The following is a 20,529-nucleotide window of genomic DNA, read 5'->3' as shown; positions in this document are numbered from 1 at the left end:
CGTCCACCACAACACTATTGAAATCGAAGACCCGCAGACACCGTTTGCAACATCGTTTTGGGCGGACAGCCAGGCAAGAGGGGTATACAAAGGGGATGCTGCCGGCCTTGATACGCCTGTTACCGTGGATACGGTGATTCAGTCTCCGTGGATGGATGGAATTACTGCGTCAGAAACGATCACTGATGTGATTGGCAGTTCATGGTCAGACTCCGACAGTCTCTCATCACCGATAGACTACAGCCGGACGATTATGTATCCCGAGGATGATTATTTCGTAATCTTCGACCGTTTTGATGGAACAGAGGAATGGACATACCGGAACGTTTTCCGCCCGACCAGTCTCAGCATCACACCAACCGGGTCAGGCGTGATCGGCCATGTAAAAGGAGATCTCAGGATTGACACAACGGCATACGACTGGTTATCACTCCCGTATAAGAGCGAAACCAGGACCGGCATTACAACAAACTCTCTGACATGGGACACCACAAATCCATATGGAGACAGGGTCAGTTTAAACATCTATTCCGCACCGGCATCGGAAGTTATCGTAACGAAACATGCGGGGAGAATCGCCGGCTATGGCACTGAATCCGAAGTCTATTCACCCATTGTATACCTGAAGGACGGCCCGGAAAAAGATCTGTACCGCATTACCGTTCTCACATCGAACTACCTGAACGAAGATAAGAAAAATACTGAGGAAATACCTGTCAGCGGAAACGGGAATGCCATACGAGTCAGCGCAACAGACAATACCGATGTCATCTATTCGGGAGATGGCAGCAGCAGCTTTGGAGCATTCTCAACAGATGCTGAGACAGCATTCATCAGAACTCCTGCATCAGCCCAGGACTACAGCTACACACTCACCAAAGGGACATATCTTAACAAAAATGGTGCAGCTCTCATCAAGAGCACCGGAACCGAGAGCGTTTCACTGAATAAAGAAGGGAACTCAGTCGCCCTTGTGGTTGACGGAGCTTCAGCAGGTCAGGTCTCGCTATCCCAGTTAAACACCGATATTGGGCAGGTCCTGAAGGATGGCGTGCCATACACCGGATGGCACCTGTCAGCAGATAAATCAGCCATCATCATCACAACAGCAGCCGGAAGCCATGAATATTCATTCCTCACTTCCGGAGAAGTGATGCCGACACCACCAGTTACTGAAGCGGGATTCACAGCAAATCCGGCAGAGGGCCAGGCACCATTGTCTGTTCAGTTTACTGATACCAGTACAAATGCAGTCTCCTGGTCATGGGCCTTTGGAGACGGAACCCGGTCCGGAGTAAAGAACCCGTCACACACCTATGCAGAGCCGGGAATCTATAGCGTGATTCTGACAGCAACTGGTGAAGACGGTTCCGATACCGAAGAGAAAACCAACTACATCACCGTAACTGCTGAGGCTGCAACCGACCCATCAGCGCCGGTTGCAGCCTTTTGGGCGGATGTAACTGCTGGTCAGGCACCCCTTACCGTGCAGTTCACCGATACCACTACAAACAGCCCGGAATCATACTCATGGAGCTTTGGTGACGGAACAACAGCAGCAGAAGAAAATCCCCGGCATGTCTACACAGAACCGGGCACTTACGCCGTTACCCTGGAAGTCACGAATGCTGACGGGGCAGATACAGAGACAAAGACAGGCTACATATCCGTAACAGCTGCGGATGAACCGGCAGAACCCGCTAAACCGGTAGCCGCGTTCAGTGCAGACAGTGTCACAGGACCGGCACCGATGCAGGTGACATTTACCGATCAAAGCCAGGGCATTCCCACTTCATGGACATGGTACTTCGGGGGCGGGGCAAGCTCATACGAACAGAACCCGACACATACCTATACAGAACCGGGCACATACTCGGTAACCCTGAGGGTGATCAATGCAGAGGGGATAGACTTTGAGTCCAAATCAGGATTCATTACTGTAACTGATGAAGGCAGCACCGCTCCGGTTACGAACCCGCCGGTGGCAGCCTTCAGTGCAGATGTGGTATCAGGCACTGTGCCGCTGGAAGTTACATTCACGGATGAAAGTAGTAACAGCCCGGAATCATACTCATGGAACTTTGGTGACGGATGGCAGGCAAATGTGCAGAACCCGACACACACCTACACAGAACCGGGCATATACGCTGTCAGCCTGGAAGTCACGAATGCTGACGGGGCAGATACCGAGACAAAGACAGGCTACATATCCGTAACGGCTGCGGATGAGCCGGCAGAAACCACTAAACCGGTAGCCGCGTTCAGTGCAGACAGCGTCACAGGACCGGCACCGATGCAGGTGACATTTACCGATCAAAGCCAGGGCGTTCCCACTTCATGGACATGGTACTTCGGAGGCGGGGCAAGCTCACGCGAACAGAACCCGACACATACCTATACAGAACCAGGCACATACTCGGTAACCCTGAGGGTGATCAATGCAGAGGGGATAGACTTTGAGTCCAAAACAGGATTAATTACTGTAACTGATGAAGGCAGCACCGCTCCGGTTACGAACCCGCCGGTGGCAGCCTTCAGTGCAGATGTGGTATCAGGCACTCTGCCGCTGGAAGTTACATTCACGGATGAAAGTTCAGACAGCCCGGATTCATGGTCGTGGAACTTTGGTGACGGAACAACAGCAGCAGAAGAAAATCCCCGGCATGTCTATACAGAACCGGGCACATACGCCGTCAGCCTGGAAGTCACGAATGCTGACGGAACGGATACCGAGACAAAGACAGGCTACATATCCGTAACAGCTGCGGATGAACCGGCAGAACCCGCTAAACCGGTAGCCGCGTTCAGTGCAGACAGTGTCACAGGACCGGCACCGATGCAGGTGACATTTACCGATCAAAGCCAGGGCGTTCCCACTTCATGGACATGGTACTTCGGAGGCGGGGCAAGCTCATACGAACAGAACCCGACACATACCTATACAGAACCAGGCACATACTCAGTAACCCTGAGGGTGATCAATGCAGAGGGGATAGACTTTGAGTCCAAAACAGGATTCATTACTGTAACCGATGAAGGCAGCACCGCCCCGGTTACAAACCCGCCGGTGGCAGCCTTCAGTGCAGATGTGGTATCAGGCACTGTGCCGCTGGAAGTTACATTCACGGATGAAAGTTCAGACAGCCCGGATTCATGGTCGTGGAACTTTGGTGACGGAACAACAGCAGCAGAAGAAAATCCCCGGCATGTCTATACAGAACCGGGCACATACGCCGTCAGCCTGGAAGTCACGAATGCTGACGGAACGGATACCGAGACAAAGACAGGCTACATATCCGTAACAGCTGCGGATGAACCGGCAGAACCCGCTAAACCGGTAGCCGCGTTCAGTGCAGACAGTGTCACAGGACCGGCACCGATGCAGGTGACATTTACCGATCAAAGCCAGGGCGTTCCCACTTCATGGACATGGTACTTCGGAGGCGGGGCAAGCTCATACGAACAGAACCCGACACATACCTATACAAAACCAGGCACATACTCAGTAACCCTGAGGGTGATCAATGCAGAGGGAATAGACTTTGAGTCCAAAACAGGATATATACATATTATTTAATGGGTATATCCGAACATACATTATTTTTCAGCATTTTTCCCTGATCACACCAAACAGATATTTAAACCATATTGTGCTATCATATCATTGAGTACATATGAATGACGGGTGTGAGCGCAATGAATTCTATTCGGTGTTTAAAACTGCAGCGATCATTGCAATAATTATTGCAATTATAATAACAGGATATCTGTTTATTTTCACCAAAGAACAGTATTCATCGCTCTACATTATTCCGGAATCATACCAAAACCAGACTTTTGACGACAGAATCTCTTTTACATATGGGGTGATCTGTTCTGAAGAGGGTGGCACAGATTATGATAGTCAGATATTTTTAAATAATGAATTAGTCCATACGGAACAGTTCCGGCTGAACTATAATGAATACTATGAAAAAAATGAAGAATTGTTACTGACAGAAAATGTGACATATCCTGCCAAGGTTCAGGTAATTCTCAATAGTGAAATAAACACAGAGGAAGTTCATTTCTGGCTTGAAAAGGAGAACTGAATCATTCCCGATGATTTTACTGGAAAGAGTTCTTATTGGTCACATTCGTACATCCGGCTGATGCGATCATTAAAGGGAATCATATTCACCTGCCCCCGGACTGGAGGGTTCTGACATCACCTGCGTATGTGGAATATTTTCGGATATGCATATAGACAGACGCCGTCACAGGGAGGGGGAAATTAATCCGGTGCTGACACATATTACCGATTACTTCTTCGTCATCTGCCTGATTCAGGTTTTTTCAGTATTTCCGGGGGAAGCATATCCTTAGGCACGAAAATCCCGTCAATCAGAACCAGACCTTCGTACGGATCTTCCTCGCCCTCCCGGGTGGTCGAGAACTCTTCATCAAAAAAATACAGGTCGAACATGTCACGTATTCCTTTGGCCTTCTGTGACGTGGTGCTCTTCTTTGTCCCAAAGTAATTGCAGATGTCAGCGGGGGATGCATGCGGTTTTGTCGATTTGTCAAAGAGGTAATTGATACTCCCCCCGGTGCACGGCTGCGACGTTGGCGGAATGGCGGCAGCTTTGCTGTAGCATGGCGGCACTTTCCGCCAGGATAAAACCGGGCATTCCAACCGAATGGTACTGATCTAAGAGAGAATAGAGAGACGCTTCTTCAAGAGAAGAGGATATTGCGGAAGAATGAGACCCCACAGCACCAAGGCATCTCCCGTGCAGGGACGGGTGTTCGGGTGCATGCTCTTTGGCAGATTCCGCCAGCCATATTGCTTCCGGCATAATTCCGGCCGAAGAGGGCGAACAAAGCAATATCCTCGCCCGGTATGATGGCGGGCACCTGTCGCCATGCTACTACACCCTGCTGTACATGCCGCCAACGATGGTGCACCCGGTGTATGTGACGCGGAACGTCCGCCCGGACATCATTCCCCTGCCGGGGATGCTTACGCCAAAGGAATTTTCCCGGACGGCGAAGGGTATTGGGGTTTAGTCTGCGGTGATGGCAGGATTACCTGTTTGTCTGAGGAAGGAAAGTTGGGGATGTGTGAGGAGTGTTATGCGAGGCTCTTGAGGGAGAAGAATTGGGGGGATGAGGTTTGCTGAGATAAGACAATAGTACAATCATTATCCTCCCTGTTTTTTGGCAAATAAGCCCGGAATGAACGTTTTTTGGCCGCTTTTTTGATGACATGATTTCACGCCTGTTACATGCAGCATTTGTGGAATAGGCGGATATTTGAGGACTATATTCGGGGTGCTGTTGTCGTGTTTTTTGGGGAGGTACTATGGATTGTCTGAGGGTGAGATCGGCCCGCTCCGGGCGTCTGTGGGGATGCGTTTTTCCGGAATGTGGGCGTGTTTTGGGTGCTATTTAAGCGTTACTTTAAGTGATAGTCGGGATTTACCTGGATATCCCCTTTCCAGGTATATGGCCGATAGAGATCAGGCATATCGTGTTCCTGAAGGAATCTGTTGATGGTATCGTGCTGGGATTGTGGGAGGGGCATGGCAGTGTCCTAAAGGAAAGTCGGGGAGTGGAGGGATAAAGGTGCTGGAGAATCGGAGATCGGTTATCGTGACAGGTAATTACATGCCCTGCAATACCAATCTCTGATACGATGAGTTTCGATGAGCATGTTAAAATATGCATGACAATGAACAAATCCGATGCATGCCCGGATGAGTGTGAACTCAAAGGACTCTCTGATATCCCCGCAGTATGGGTCCCTCCCCCGCAAAACCATCCATTTGCCGGAATCATCATATCAAGGGACCCAACAACTGCATTTATTCCCTACTATACCGATGCGAAATCAAGGAGCCTTTCTTTGTGGCGGGAGCTTCTCTTTGACACCAATGCCATCCCCCGGTGGACATTCACTCGCATCAAATCATTCAACCAGAGGTACATGCAGGGCGCACTCTCCGATGAAGAGCTGAATACATTCAGGGATACGCTTTATCATTCTGTCTATTGGACGCACCTCCACAAATGCTGCACAGACAAACGGGGGGAGGCTTCATTGAAGTTCAGACCGAGAAACGCATACTCCTGTGCAGACCGGTGGTTGTGTTCTGAAATTGAATCAGCTAGCCGCGAAAATATCCGGTTCATTGTCACACTGGGAAAAGATGTGGAGCGATGGTTTGAGAGGAAGGGTGACGATCTTGTGGATCAAACCATTCGCCTGTACCACCTTCCCCATCCATCTGGTGCCAATATGGCATCATGGCATCCAAAAGACAAGCAGGCACAAAAAAGACTTGAAGAGAATATATACCACCTCGTTCGGGAGTGTCAGGAAATTCTGTGATCTGATCATTTAACAGACGCTTTTTTCCGGACTGCCTTGTCATACCGTTTCAGACTTCAGTACACTCCCACGATTCATAGCCCCGGACGTCAATAAGATAATCTGCTTTTTGCAGGAGGTTTGCAAACGCTTCTTCCTTCCAGTTTTCCCGTCCTTCAGGCTTTTTCCCTAAGAGCGAGAGGGTAACCTCCCTTTCAAACTGTGCAGGATATTCCTGATGGAGCTGATTCCAGTAGTATGTGATGACGTCTTCTCTTTTCTCAAGGAGACTCCGGGACGGAATTTGATCACTTTTATTTCCATTCACCGTGTCCAGGGCAGGGAGCAGATTCCAGAGATCGTTATTCTTCCACCGGGCAAAGGGGAGCATATGATCAACATGCATCCGGGTGCTATCCGGGATCCTCTTTCCGGACCAGACACATTCCAGAGGGCCTTCCCTGAAGGCATTCTGGTAGACCATCCGTGCAAAACCAACTGCCCGTTCAGTTTCCGGAACTTTTGTGAGTAGAGCGAAAATCTGTGCCTTTTGAACAGATTTTGTGCTTTTATCATGAGAAAAATCCGTCCAGTCTTTGAGAATGGATTCCTCCCCGCTGATAAAACTCCCAAAGTACTCAAACGCCAGGCACATATCTGAGGGAATATCAAAGACACCGAAATTCTCCTGAATACATACCGGGTCAGGATATGCATCATTCTGAATCCGGATACCCTGCTTGTCATATCCATATATTGAATAATACGCATCAGACAGCGAACGTCCAATGTATTTCATGGGCAAGGCAACGATAGTCTCCCGAATTTTTTTGAAGAGAGCCATTACATCAGCCGATATCTCCTCCGGCAGCTCCCCTCTGCGGTATTCATTCCAAAAGGCAGAGAACCCTCCCTTGTCCTGATAGTAATCGGTCACGGTCTTAAATGCGGGCCGGAATACAATCTGTCGGCCTCCGGCGCTCTCTTCCGATTCACCACTTCGCTGGGGAATAAACTCAGGAGAGGCAATGATCGGGTAATAGTAGAGCACCCAGCTTTCGACCAGAGAACCCAGAGGGTAGAAAACCCTTCCATCGGCCTCCTCTTTTCGATGGGAATATTTCTGACAGACATCAATTGTCCCCCGGATAAGAGCATACTTGTATGACGCGTCCTTTGCATCATGTTCGAGAATTGCGTTGATTGTGCGTAGGGATGATATTTCCATGGGGTTTCGTCCAGGTGAAGATGTTGTGGGCTGTTTACGATGAAGATATGGATTTGAATGCTCAGATTTATGCTGACACACCCCGTATCGTCTCCTCCATGATCCAATGTGATGCATCTATGCTTACGTCCGGATCTGATGTCAGGAACACCGTTCAAAAATCAGATTCGATCTCGCGAAAAAATGTGATGGGGTTACTGGTGAACTCATAGTAACGTTGAAGTAATATTGTAGAAAATTGACCCGGCGTTGACATAGATCACTTAAACAAACCACAATCTTCCTCTTTAAAGCGCTCGATTTGACATTTTAATTCATCAACAGTACAATCAACAAACTCAGCAAGACAACTATAACACATGAACTGCTTAATTTCTCGATGAATAAATTTCTGTGTGGCTCCAATTTCGTCCTTAGACAGGATCGCATCGCAATAACAACACCGAATTATTTTTTTCATGCACAATCCTTCACAGAAAGATATGGAACTCCTTTTTTACCAAATTCAATTGGGTCAATTATAGCTAACTGTCTCTTAATAATCGTTCTCATATCTATGGCAGGCTTAAGACAATAGGTCATAAAATCGAACATACTAATATCTGATGCCTGATGGATATGAGGGAAGAAGAGCTTGATGTAAGCAGTACACAAACGTTTAATTGCCTCTACATCCCGGGTATCAGACTGGGGGGGGACAATAACTAGATCATTTACAATCGCACGATAACTCAGGTCATCACGCAACTGATGAAGAATATCTGTGAAATACTCAGAGTTTAGTGCCCATCCTTGTGCTTTAAGATCCTCATTCATTCGAGGAATTTTCCACCCGGCAATAAAACCATGGAATCTATCAATAAGTGCACTCTCATAGAAAACCCCTGGAAGAGAGCGAAACATATCACAATTTACATCCATGTCATTCATATCGATGTTTCCAAGAAGGATAACTCCAGTTTTGCCTACAATTTTTTTATCGCCAACAGAACACTCACCACTTTCAAGATATCCCTTGAGTGCACCCTTCATTTCAGAAGGATCAGAAAAAGAAATTGTCTGCACCTCATCAAATGCAATATAATCATATGAACCAACCAGGCCGGTCGTTTTTTTCTGAAGATCATAAAACATTTTTGCCCGGCTCATCTTCCCACCGGATGCTAGCCAGCCATACTTACTTAATCTTCCAAAGAGGTAAGATTTCCCCGTACCTTTTGGTGCCAACTCCACAATATTGACACGTTTCTCTGTAAAAGGCAGAAGGCGGGAAAGCATTGTCCTTTTTTCAATACTGTCTTTATATCCTGAGGGATTGTAATCAATTGCTCCAAGAAGAACGTCAATCCACTCATCTATCGTAAAGTTTTTCCGCGCCTCCTTATAATATTCCAAATCAATTTCATAAGGACAGAAGTTCTGGAAACTCTTTAAGATGATTTTCCCATCTTTTTTATTGTCTCCGGGCGGTAAATATCCCAGTTCAACAATACCCCATATCTCTTTAGAAACCAATAGTTCATCCTTATAGGTATCCCATATCCATGGTTCAATCAATGTTAATTTATTATGTAGATCGTAAATTGGAAGAGAGAATGTAATATCATTGGTAGAGATGTCAATATCCACACTGATTCTCGTAAGAATTTTTACAGACTCATTTCCCTGAATAATTCGATCTTTGATCGAAAGCCATTCATCTTTTTGGGGATATAACCGTTTTATCTGTCTTCCAACAACCTCATAGTCAATCTTTCCCTCATCATCGGAGTATTCCTGCATGATCCAATCCCGTAAAAAGGAAGGTATACTGAGGTCAGAGAAGTAATTGCTCTCCTTGAGATTCTTATATACGACCATATCTGAAAAAACTGTCCGCAACTTATTTTCCATGGCTTAATTCTCCTTACAAATCAAATGATTTCTTTTTGAGTCCTTTTGTGATTGAGAAGGAAAGCTCACCCACATTTTTCTCATTTGTTCTCACGATTGCAGTGTATGTTCCCGTCTTGATATCTTTAGGTAAGGTGCATGCCCATTCGGATCCGTTATCAGATGTATTACATGGATATGTTTCTTTCTCAACAATAAGGACGACACTCTGACATTTTGGAATTGTGACAAACTCTATTATTGGACTCTGATCAACTTTGAGCTTGATCTCATGGGTCTTGCAGATAAGTTTGATTTTTGTAATGTCTTTAGAGATTTCAATGAGCGGAATGACAACTTCTTCAATAGTCGCCCCTCCATGCAGTTCCCATTTTGGAGGGGCCCCACGGACAGTAAACTGGTTATAATTTGCCCAAACACTGTACTTCCCATCTCTGAGTAAATAGGGGTTAGATATGTCACCAACCATATTTTCACAGTATCTTCTTTTAGCATTATTCGCATCCCCGTCATATGAAAAATCACTATTGCAGGATTGTTTACTCAGGACACACAACCGTGAGGAACCGTGATCTGTCACAATCACTACTTTTTGATTTCTTTGAAGAGTTTGAAGGATTGAGTAAAGGTATTTTTGGAGGATATCCAATTCCTTAATCAAATAATAGGGGAGATTTGGATTATCACCAGAACATGTTTCAATTCCTTTATGCTTGAGTTGATCTAACTCACGCATTTCTGTCAAGTCTACTCCATTTTTATTCCTGAATTCGGTATTATACTCTGTTTCTGTTGGAACTCTGGCAATTACAAGCTGTACAGAGCAAGATAATCCATTTTTATCGCAAAAGGCTTCAATAAAACTCAGATACTCTGCCCCGAGACAATCGATAAAATAAACAGGTGTATTCTGAATATCAAGTTTTTCAAAGGCTGCCTCACGGGTTGAGAGACGGTAATATGGGCGTTCCCTCTCCACCCCATTTGCAATAGTGTTTACTTTTTCACAAAACAGTGGATCAAGTCTGTTTTGAACTTTTTGTTCTTTATACGCCTGAAAATATTTTGTATAAAGATCAGAATCCGGAATGTCCAAAGGAACGGAATATTCTTTAAGATAAATCCATAGATCAGGGTAGATTAACTCGATAAGTCCCGAAGTCTCTGGATCAAATGAAGACTTTCCGGAAATCCATTCAAGAATAAGTTTTTTCTCATAATCGGAGGTATCGGTGAGATAGTAAATCATCTCCTCGCCATAATGACTGACTACCTCACAATATTCACTGAGAGTAAGGTTATTATTTAGATACTTCAATCCTTTTTTTCTCTCACTATAATATTTTTGATAACAGGGTTCATTTGGAGATATCTTTAGTATCCCAAAATAATATTCATGAATAAATGCATCAACAGAATTACTCAGACTCAACACATACGGGAGATATTCTTCAAAACAACTGGTCTGATCGATATCATTGATATTTTTGAGGGACAGCAGCTTCATATGAAGCCAGGCATACCATTTTTTCTGAGGGCTTTCAAGATCATTCCATTCTCCCAAAAGGGAGATTGATATCTTGTCTTTGAAAATGGATGAAAAATATGTAGTTACAGATGTAACTCCCTTGGTATCTTTTACCAGAGTTTGCCAATTATCTGCAGTTCCAACCGACTCAGAGATACTCTGAGGGAACTGTTTTTTGACAACAAGGTACTTATATGCTGATGGAATCAGCGTAACCTGTATACGTCGCTCGGAGTATGGGTCATGCGTAAATTGTGTGACAACGGTAATATCCTTTGCTGGATTGCTTTCTACTTCCCGCAAATATTGGTTGTAATCATGGAAGATCCTTTCATAATTTGATGATTCAATCTCTACAGTATTTGAAACAAAGATTACTTTTCCAGTTGGATTGGATGGAACATCGTTTAACAGAAAGATTCGCTCATTTAACCGCAGATCATCATCAATCTTTTGCACCAGAACATTCTGCATTTGGTAAAACAGAAAAATGACTCTATGTAGTTGATTTGTAGATAACTGGATATTATGTAATATATTTGACAAGATCTTCCGACGTTCTTTCTCGGAGATCATCATCATATGTTGTGAAAAGCCATATACAAGAGTAGTATTCTTGCTTTCCTCCAGTTCTGCATAGCACCGCAATAGATCAGGATACTGATCCCCTTTGACATAATCACTTAATTGAACCTGTTTTGTATCTAAAAAATTATTAACAAGATTCATGTAATTCTCATAGGAATTAACATTCACAATGATCGTTTCTGATCTTGTTGCTGGCAATTGGGTAATTCTTTCAAAGATTTCTTCGTATGTTTGATAATTCATGATATTAATCCAACATTTTCAGGATTATTCCAAACGCCTGATGATTGCAATACCTACCTGCAGATCGTTTTTGATAAGATCTTTGAGATAATTTTTTGCATCATCCGGGGGCATATTATCAATCTTTGCGAATGCTTTCATAAATCCAGAATTACGATATGATTCTTTTGCAAAGTCCTTCACCACCTCATCTACCCGAGCTCTTTTGTCAGCCCATGAGTAAATATTTTCATCGACTTTAGACTTTAACTCTAAAATGAGTGAAGGAATATTCTCTGATTCAATTACATACTCGTAATCCCGGAGTATTTTTTTCTGGAATACCTTATGGATATACTCCGTATCTGTAATCTTTGCAAAGTCAGGACAGGTGTTGAGGAACTCCATTGCGTCCTCTATTTTTGATTCATCGCTGGACCCTTTATTTAATAGAATAGAACAAAGGTCTCTTGCTTTTCCTGGTTCATCATCGAAAAGATACAGTATCGGCAGTTCATACTTGTTAGACCATACTTTTGGATCCACTTCTCCGGATATTCTATACCATTCACTTTCCAGATGCTGATAGAGCTGAACACAGCGAAGATCTTCAATTTTAGTCGCAACACGCTGCTCATATTCTATTTTTGACTGATAAATCTGCCCCCTTGGAAGAGATAAATACAACTCCTGAATTTGATCCATACTTAGATTGGCGAATTTATCATAAAATTTCTCATTGAATATTCTGATTTGAGTGTCAGAACAAAAAAATTCATCCAACTCTATTTTGTATGACTGTAACGCATCACTCAGTTCCTTTTTATCGGAAGATGAGAGTGCTTTTGTCTTACACATGTTAAAGAGCATGGTGAGTGGTTTTGTTAACTGTTCCTCGGAGGACAAGATAATATCAAAAGGAAGACGGATCTCATTTAATTTATTACTCCACTCCCTAATTACATCCTGGATTGATGTTTTCGTGCCAATGAAATGATTACTTGAATCAAAAATCCGGTAATCACTGACAACTTCCATGATTGCATTATCGATGTCATCGCTGCACCACAACCAGGCACTATCCGCACTGAATCTTTTCTTAATGGCCTCAAGATAATTGTTATCATTCAGTGATTGTGCAATTGTAATTAAGTCCGGATACGTGACCTGAACATAGAGATCCATGCCTTCTCTTGTGTTTTTGGGCGTGATTAGATCCCGGACAGCATTGCTCAAACCAGCATGTTGCTGAAATGCTTTCCCAATTGAATTAACTTTTGTTTTAACAATCTGTTTAGCATCCGGAGAACTACTTGAAATAGAACAGTAATCATCAATGATACTTTTGAGAACATCTTTTTGTGTGGTATTTTGTGAATCGATATAGTTATTTAATGCCCAAAGTGGATACTGAAGTCCTTTTATTGCATTGATGATCTTGTTACGGGTATTTTCAATTGAGGTACACTGGACGTGAGAAACATTGAATACGAACGCAGAAGAGTTCATAAATTCTTTTTCTTCCTCAGTCATTTGTACAATATATCGAGAAGACGGCCGGGTTCCATGCGTAGATTTTATGGCACCATCTACGAGTTCTCCAAGCTTTTCAGCTGACATTGGCTCTGCTATTGAACCGTTAGACCAGGTATACTGGTCATTTGCATATTCCCGAAGAAGGAAACCAAGAACAAAAGCACTCAAACTGCATGGGAGAAATCCATAGGGCGGACGTGTCAGGAAGTTCCATATATCATATATATCTGCCTTTCCATCTTTGGTAAACCTCTTATCCATGAAAATATTAAGATCATTTTTAATCTGTGATAAGAGATGATCTGGTGTGTGCTCCCAATAATTATTATCAGTCCAAATCTCAGAAAGAGGCTGGGCAAGAGCATTAAACCTTCCTGATGGTTTTTCACCACCAGATGCTGCCATAATTGCTCCATTCTTTGATTGCTGTATAGAACGCAATGTCTTCGAGTTGGAAAGACGTTCAATCCCTTTCGGGAAACGTTCTTCATTGATCTGCCTTAGTTGCTTGGTAAGTAAATCAAAACTATAGAATTTCTGTCCATTATGGGAAGCATCATAGAGAACGAAGACTCCATTTATGAGTTCATTATTCCATTGAGTAATTATATCATTTACCCGACTTTCAAATGCAATAACTTGTTTTGAAATATTCTTATCTTTCCAGTAACGCACATTTGCCAGACACTCAACAATGTCATCATAATTTTTGGATTTAAGCGAAGATAATGACGTGTCTACAATAATTATTCCTGAATCCAGACCTGTCGATAGGAAATTCTGGATTTTTTCATTAATGATGCTTGCTTCCTGATCATCTTTAGCAAAGGTGAAAAACAATCGGATTTTGTTTGGAGGAATATTCACTTTCCGTTTTAACGCAACGTCAATGTTGGTGGTCGTTAAATATGATGATTCATACCGAAGAAAGAGTTCCTCAGGTAATTCAAATACCTTTTCGATATCATTGTTCTTTTGAATAAGTTCCAGCGTTGTATATTTTTTTGAAATTTCCTGTATTAACTGACTGATCACCGCAGTGTCACTGTTAGCACGAAGAGCGACATATTCCAGTTCTCCATTTTTGCCGGGATGTGAAGATAAAACACCCTTTTCTATGAGAATCATAAGGATCTGTTCTATTCGAACTTTTGCGAGATCGGTTCCTTCAAAGGCATATGTCAAATTATTCAGTGTTGGCTTCAGTATCGGGACATTCCATGCTTGATTTGAAAGACCCTGAAGAAGCAGGGTTGTTTTTAAGATCAACAATGTATCTGAATCAAATGCCTTGTTGTCCTTATGAATATTGTATGTGTTCAATAAATCCTTAAGTTCCGTATCTAATCTGGCTTTGTCACTACTGTAGAAGTAATCCCATAATTTGTCACAGGTAAGATACGGGATGGGGGAGAAAGGTCCGGTTTGGTGAATAAATGACTTGAAACTTATGGATTCTGATTCTGTTTCCCCTCCTTTTATGAACTCGAACATACTTCTTTGATTGGAGTTGAAACGGGCGGAAAGATGTTTAAGAATAAGAGCTGCATATGGGTGGAACGGTAATATTTCCTTAAAATCATTTTCTGTCACTTTATTATTTGTTGATCTGATAACGAGCTTGCCAGAATTGCATACGTTACTCCAAAGTTCACTTCTAAGGGTTTGCCACTGTGAACGGACCTCCTGATTATCCTTTACTGCAAGTGCTTTCCCCATGAGTTTAAACGCGGTATTATCTGGGAGACTTATCTCAATTGGGGGAGCAAAGCGATCTGAAATTTTTTTGGAATCACCTAATGGCAATTGTTTTCCGGAAATATGGGTAACCAGCATCAGAACAAATGGCATATGTTGTGTAGATTCCGCAATTTCCTGAAGACCTGTGAGTTTATTTTGATTAATCTTGAAAAATTCAGTAAATTCATCCCAGATAAAGAAAATAGAAGTTAAATTATTTGCCTTGATAACTTCATCAATCCACCGAACTAAGTCATTTGGTTCGATTGGATGTCCGCTTATCCCCTCCATATTGAGCATATCGAGATATTTATTGATGAGCTGATTTGATTTTTCATCATCAGGGTTTTTAATTGCCTCAAGAAAACTTGTAACATCAGAATAGGGTGAAAAGAGATAATTGTATTTTTCCTGCATCAATTTGTCGATATAATTTGAATAAATTTCTTTTGTAGTTAATCTATTGACAATTGTTTCTTTTAATGTAATATTTGAGTTATTTTTAATACCCTGCTCTTTCAGTGCCTTTTTGATACTGCTCTGAATTGCAAGAGTAAGAGCTGCTGTTGAGTCAATACTTTCCGATCCATTCCGGTACACGGTGAGAATATGCCCTTGTCCTTTTAGGTTGTTAAGACGACTGCAGAGGTCCATATCGAGATCATTCTTCTCAAAATACTCGGTTACATCCTCTTTTTTCGCTTCAAGCATACATTTTATCGTTAAAACTGCATGTGATTTTCCTGTCCCATATGACCCTGTGACCCAGAGGGATTGTTTTTCGTGACGATTGAGTGTATTTACGGTATGTTTAATTAATTCGACAAATTTTTCATGTGGATAGAATCCTTTCCATTTCCCATCTTCAGATTTGATGAGCTCTTCTGTCATCATGGGGAAATAATTTGGGTCAATATCAAAAAAATTATCATATAAAATGTTGGTCATATCATTGCCCATTATATTATCTCCGTCATTACGAGTTCAAGTACCTCTGCTGATGTTTTATTTGGAGAAAGGACAATATTGTCTAAATCATGGGTAAACGAAGTTGAAATATACTCTGAATACTCTATAGACAATCCTTCCAGAATATGCCTGAATGTATCTCTATCGATATCAAAAATCTGTGAGGGACTCAATCCGGAAATGTCTGGATCTTCTGATAAGATCTCAGTTAACGTAAACCGGTAGTTATCATTGTCATGAATACTATTATCTTCCTGAATATTTTCTTCTGCATATCTGTAGAAGGCATATAATATTACTTCAGGAATTGGATGTTCCCATTTTATTCTCTCCACAGATTTTACGTTTGAACCGGATTTTTGGGGGTGACCAAGTCCAATCTGGCTTCCAAGCGGTGTCTGTACCATAATATTACGGTAAGCACTCACAATATTACGTTTCACTGTGTCTTTGATATCTTCGGGAAGGAGCGCCTTGAGATCTTGCATTGTATAAATGGTACCAGGAATAATATTTTTTACATACCACCCTATTTGAGGAGTATATGAGAGATTAATCAGAATAATTGCCCATGTGGCCTCAGAATCAGAACCAATAGTCCTGAGCAGTTGTCCTGTCCTGGTAATTGTAAGATCTCTTTTCTCAGAGACAATACCCGCATCCCGTAAAAATTTTTTGAATACCGGAACCATCTTACTTCCTAAATCATTATGATCCCAGAATTGATCAGGATCTTTGAAATATGAATCAAGCCATTCTTTCCGGAATCCAAATGTCATGTATCTATCCATTCCAGCCATTTTTTCATTTCCTTTGCTTAGAGGTAATTTAATTGAGGAGCATAATAAGCATCCGTAATCTATCTTAAGGCATTGACAACAGTGCTTGCATTCACTGCTTTCAATTTTTGTTGAGTCTGGGCCCATGGTGATACACCCAAACTTGCATTCTGCAACACATACTCCGCATCTTCTGCAATAGGCAGCTTTGCGAAAGACATTTTTGAACAGTGATACAAAATATATCTCACTTTTTCCTCCCCCAATTAGTGGTAAAACCACTTCCAGGGACTGATTCTCATTTTCGGTAACAGTAAAGCGATATGTTGCACCATTATATGTTACAAGATAGCAATTCTCTTCTATCTGACAGAACTCCCCAAGTGTTTTTATCCATTCCTTCCAGTCATCTGCCGGTCCTTTGGTGGTGATTCGTAGTTCTTTTTTAGTATTTACCACTTCAACGAGGTTTGTACCAATTTTTAGTTCACGTCCAGAACGACGTACTTTCCATCCTCCATCTTCTATGAAGTGATCCATATCAGATAATCGATCAAAGGTTTTTGAACTGGTATTCTTGATTATGTCCAGGTACTTTGTCATCACGCCGGGATAACAAGACATTTTGATGAACTCATGTTTCCCTCCTGACATTGGACATAATAGACAACCTACACGCGAATTCCCTTTTTTATATGCTTCATTGAGAGGGAGATTATTTCCATAGATATATAGGTAAAGTTCTGCAGAATTCCATTGAAGAATTGGATGGCAACTTGCCTGTCCAGGGTGCTTCTTACTGACACTCACCATATCATATGAGGAACGGGCATTACTTTCTTCTGCCCGAATTCCCGTAAAAGCCATCCCTCTAACGTTTGGTTTTTGGAATAAATTACGTAAATACCGGATTTGTGGAGCTGTCTTATGCACACTGCAACACCAGCGGATTCCACGTGCTGGTGGACCAAAGATCTTCCAAGACTCAACAGAGGATATTTCAGCACGAGCCACATGAAATGAGATGTCGCTGTAATACTTCCGGATAACTTCCATAAACAAATAGGTATCTGGAAGTTCCATGTCTGTATCTCCAAACAAGGCCAGAAATTCATTTTTTGGAAGAGTTCGATGTACTAAATCAAGTGCGACGATTGAATCTTTTCCTCCACTGAATGCAACGTAAAAAATATCAATTCTATTTTTGAACTGATGATATGTAGTATAAATCGTGAGAAGTGTGTCATGAACAAGAGCATCCATTATGACACGATTTTTCTTCACCATTAGCGGTATATCTACAAAGGTTAATTCCAATCCATCCTCGATAATTTTTAGTGTGGGTCGATTATAGAGGCTTCCACCACTCGTTTTACCAACGACTCTTCCTAAATAATAATAGAGGTTATTTTCTGCCCAGAGCAAAGGTTTTGTATCATCTCTTGGATAAGTCCAATATTCATCAAATCCAAGTAAATCCAATTCAGAAGAATATACCGGCCTGAGTTCTTTTCCAACAGTACTCTCAGAAGTTGTTGTAAGTAGATATCCACCTGTTTCTGGATCCCATTCATATTTGTACATTTATATACCAAAATATTCGTATTTAGCAATCGCTTTGGAGTAGATCCCTGATAATCCATCTCGTGGGGCAGTTTGCATATAATTTATTTCTTTAAGATATTCTATTGCTTCCATTTGATTCTTGAATGGTTCCCGGTTGTTCTGCTTTTTTAGAACATCTATCAGGATATCCGTATAATTTTTAAAATCCGAGTCCGCAATAACAATAATCCCTCTGGGTTTTTTGCAGCCAGTATAATATTCGATGAGCTTCAATGGGCATCTGAATTTGCTGCCGTAAATCCTAATAATACTCTCAAGAAGATATGGGGTACATGGATTGGATTCGACATACGGATATGATAGATAATTTTTGATATTCGCAGAACAGACATACCCTGTTTGCAGTTCATCCATGAGCAAATTTTCAATTTCGTTTAATACGTTTTCGGAAATATCTAGCTGATCGATTGAAATAAACCGATTTTCATCAAGACGGAAATATTTTTTTAAGATTGGTTTGAGAACTCCCCGACAAGCAACATTGTAATGATTTGAATCTTCGAATTCCTCCATATCTCGGTATGTGAAAGATCTCATCGACATGAGATGACGTATCACCTTCTCGGTTGAACTGAGAATTGATCCACCACCAAAAATTATCTGGCCACGTTTATAGATATATTTTGATGGATAACAATACTTGAAAATGTCACCAAGTGTTACAATATCTGTTATGAGGTTTCGATCAAAGAAATCAGGGTTAATTGCCATATATGCATCGAAGAGACCTGCAGTGGTTATCACATTATCTTGCATATTTTCAGTAATAGTTGTAAGGAGTAACTCCTTATCTTGCAACGTAATATCAAAGCAATCGATATGGGTATAATATCCTTTTTTTCCTCGGATAACTTTAGAGGAACTATTAAGGCAGTCTCTAATTTTTTCATCAGGAAAATGGGGGAGTGTATGTATGAGTTCCTTATGAGACATTTGGCCGGAAAATTTCCGAAGTGTTGCTAATACCCTGTCAAAAATATAACTATCCAGGTTTGACAATTTTTGGGAACAGATATAACCATCAGTGAAATTGTATTTACCCCTCATATAGTATCTAACAACATTCTCTAATGTAGTGGAGTTGTAAATATTTGTTTGGAGTAACCTTTGCTTAAACTTGATATAAAGTTCATCAGAAGAAACAATCACTTCTCCTGACTCAAAAAGAGTATTTACCTGAACAAGTATCTCATTCAGTAAGGAATCTGAAGCATCCAATGATGTGATCGACAACCGTGTCGTTTCATCACATGCAACAGTTATCTCTATAATCCCTTTGATAAATTGATCGTAATCGCCAATCCATTCTTCGTTATAATTTTCAGAAAAGGCCTTCTTGAATGCAACCATGCACCTGAAGACCTGAAGCTGATTATTGAGATTAATTCCAGATGGAAATTGATTCGTGAGAACTTCTGTATATAATTCCTGTTCACGAGATAATTTATTTCGCGTAAAGATTATTCCATGCCCTGATTTCATCAAATTTTCATTTTTTAAAGGTTCCCATCCTCTTACATGTGTCTGCTTGAAATGAGTTCCTTCCTCCTCTTTGAGTTTTGTGAATGAATCATCAAAAATATTTTCCGGAGATTTTTCAGAGATAATCTCTGGCAGCACAGGACTATCAGGCTTTGGAATTGGACGTTTTAACTGTTCATTTTCAGATTGTGATTCACTCTTTTCAATTTTAATGTAATACTTATTTTTTTCCAACGTAGATTTAACAAAAATCAATATTAACCCATCATTGGCATCAGAAATCAGATCATCAATCAGATCGCCAAGGGTTTCATCCCAATATATGCGCGTGGGTGAGAGCCGATTTTCATCCAGATGATTCCCCATTCGGATACAAGAACTATATTTTATCCCATTATCCTTGTGAATCAATGTAATCCACATTTTTTCACCCGGATTCAAAAATTCTGCATTAAAAAAAGGACGCATCCTAACTGGCAGCCCCAAACCGTTGTAGCTTAGGACGGATTTATCCACATGTTTATTGACCTGAGTCTCCGATAAACGGTTCCAGGAATTAACTGCCTCCCGAATCTCAAATTCCTCA

Annotated in this window: 11 protein-coding genes; 4 read left to right on the top strand and 7 right to left on the bottom strand. The window is 41.8% G+C overall.

Annotation, left to right across the window (positions count from 1 at the left end):
• Both MKMG_RS11710 and MKMG_RS03590 read left to right on the top strand, forming a co-directional pair.
• Positions 1-3,577, top strand: a 3,577-nt coding sequence (locus MKMG_RS11710; RefSeq protein ID WP_165075697.1) for a PKD domain-containing protein, incomplete at its 5' end; no start/stop codon positions are given.
• 133 nt (positions 3,578-3,710) lie between these two features.
• Complete coding sequence (locus tag MKMG_RS03590) at positions 3,711-4,091, top strand: hypothetical protein (RefSeq protein ID WP_165075694.1); 381 nt, start codon at positions 3,711-3,713, stop codon at positions 4,089-4,091.
• A gap of 221 nt (positions 4,092-4,312) precedes the next feature.
• Here MKMG_RS03590 and MKMG_RS03585 read toward each other — a convergent pair whose 3' ends face one another.
• Positions 4,313-4,645: a DUF6398 domain-containing protein gene (locus tag MKMG_RS03585; protein ID WP_165075692.1), complete on the bottom strand. Its 333-nt coding sequence runs from the start codon at positions 4,643-4,645 to the stop codon at positions 4,313-4,315.
• Between the two features lie 158 nt (positions 4,646-4,803).
• Between MKMG_RS03585 and MKMG_RS03580 the strand changes: the two genes are divergently transcribed.
• Together MKMG_RS03580 and MKMG_RS03575 are read left to right on the top strand one after the other, a co-directional pair.
• On the top strand, positions 4,804-5,049 hold the full coding sequence (locus MKMG_RS03580; RefSeq protein WP_165075690.1) for a hypothetical protein: 246 nt from the start codon (positions 4,804-4,806) through the stop codon (positions 5,047-5,049).
• A 628-nt stretch (positions 5,050-5,677) separates the two neighbouring features.
• A complete protein-coding gene (locus MKMG_RS03575) occupies positions 5,678-6,373 on the top strand; it encodes a uracil-DNA glycosylase family protein (RefSeq protein ID WP_165075687.1) in 696 nt (231 codons plus the stop codon).
• 49 nt (positions 6,374-6,422) lie between these two features.
• On the opposite strand, the gene MKMG_RS03570 is transcribed toward MKMG_RS03575, so the two are convergent.
• From MKMG_RS03570 to MKMG_RS03545, 6 genes are all read right to left on the bottom strand, one after another.
• The gene (locus MKMG_RS03570) at positions 6,423-7,580 is read right to left on the bottom strand and encodes an HNH endonuclease domain-containing protein (protein WP_165075685.1); all 1,158 of its coding nucleotides are present in this window, start codon (positions 7,578-7,580) and stop codon (positions 6,423-6,425) included.
• A 456-nt stretch (positions 7,581-8,036) separates the two neighbouring features.
• Complete coding sequence (gene brxL / locus MKMG_RS03565) at positions 8,037-9,473, bottom strand: BREX system Lon protease-like protein BrxL (RefSeq protein ID WP_165075683.1); 1,437 nt, start codon at positions 9,471-9,473, stop codon at positions 8,037-8,039.
• Between the two features lie 13 nt (positions 9,474-9,486).
• Complete coding sequence (gene pglZ, locus MKMG_RS03560) at positions 9,487-11,832, bottom strand: BREX-4 system phosphatase PglZ (protein ID WP_165075680.1); 2,346 nt, start codon at positions 11,830-11,832, stop codon at positions 9,487-9,489.
• Between the two features lie 24 nt (positions 11,833-11,856).
• On the bottom strand, positions 11,857-16,047 hold the full coding sequence (locus MKMG_RS03555) for a hypothetical protein (RefSeq protein ID WP_165075678.1): 4,191 nt from the start codon (positions 16,045-16,047) through the stop codon (positions 11,857-11,859).
• On the bottom strand, positions 16,047-18,419 hold the full coding sequence (locus MKMG_RS03550; RefSeq protein WP_165075675.1) for a phosphoadenosine phosphosulfate reductase family protein: 2,373 nt from the start codon (positions 18,417-18,419) through the stop codon (positions 16,047-16,049). The genes MKMG_RS03555 and MKMG_RS03550 overlap by 1 nt, the downstream gene beginning before the upstream one ends.
• A complete protein-coding gene (locus MKMG_RS03545; RefSeq protein WP_165075672.1) occupies positions 18,420-20,459 on the bottom strand; it encodes a hypothetical protein in 2,040 nt (679 codons plus the stop codon). It lies immediately after the preceding gene.
• Positions 20,460-20,529 lie beyond the last annotated feature (70 nt).

It is taken from the genome of Methanogenium sp. MK-MG (assembly GCF_009914725.1).
In the GTDB taxonomy this organism is placed as follows: Archaea; Halobacteriota; Methanomicrobia; order Methanomicrobiales; family Methanomicrobiaceae; genus Methanogenium.
The sequence above is the reverse complement of the archived record's forward strand: the minus strand, read 5'-3'. Positions and strand labels throughout refer to the sequence as shown.

What these genes read in the sequence shown, in the direction of transcription:
- MKMG_RS03550 (WP_165075675.1), bottom strand. Translation starts at nt 18,419, where the DNA reads ATGTACAAATATGAATGGGATCCAGAAACAGGTGGATATCTACTTACA.
- brxL (WP_165075683.1), bottom strand. Translation starts at nt 9,473, where the DNA reads ATGGAAAATAAGTTGCGGACAGTTTTTTCAGATATGGTCGTATATAAG.
- MKMG_RS03555 (WP_165075678.1), bottom strand. Translation starts at nt 16,047, where the DNA reads ATGGGCAATGATATGACCAACATTTTATATGATAATTTTTTTGATATT.
- MKMG_RS03575 (WP_165075687.1), top strand. Translation starts at nt 5,678, where the DNA reads ATGAGTTTCGATGAGCATGTTAAAATATGCATGACAATGAACAAATCC.
- pglZ (WP_165075680.1), bottom strand. Translation starts at nt 11,832, where the DNA reads ATGAATTATCAAACATACGAAGAAATCTTTGAAAGAATTACCCAATTG.
- MKMG_RS03570 (WP_165075685.1), bottom strand. Translation starts at nt 7,580, where the DNA reads ATGGAAATATCATCCCTACGCACAATCAACGCAATTCTCGAACATGAT.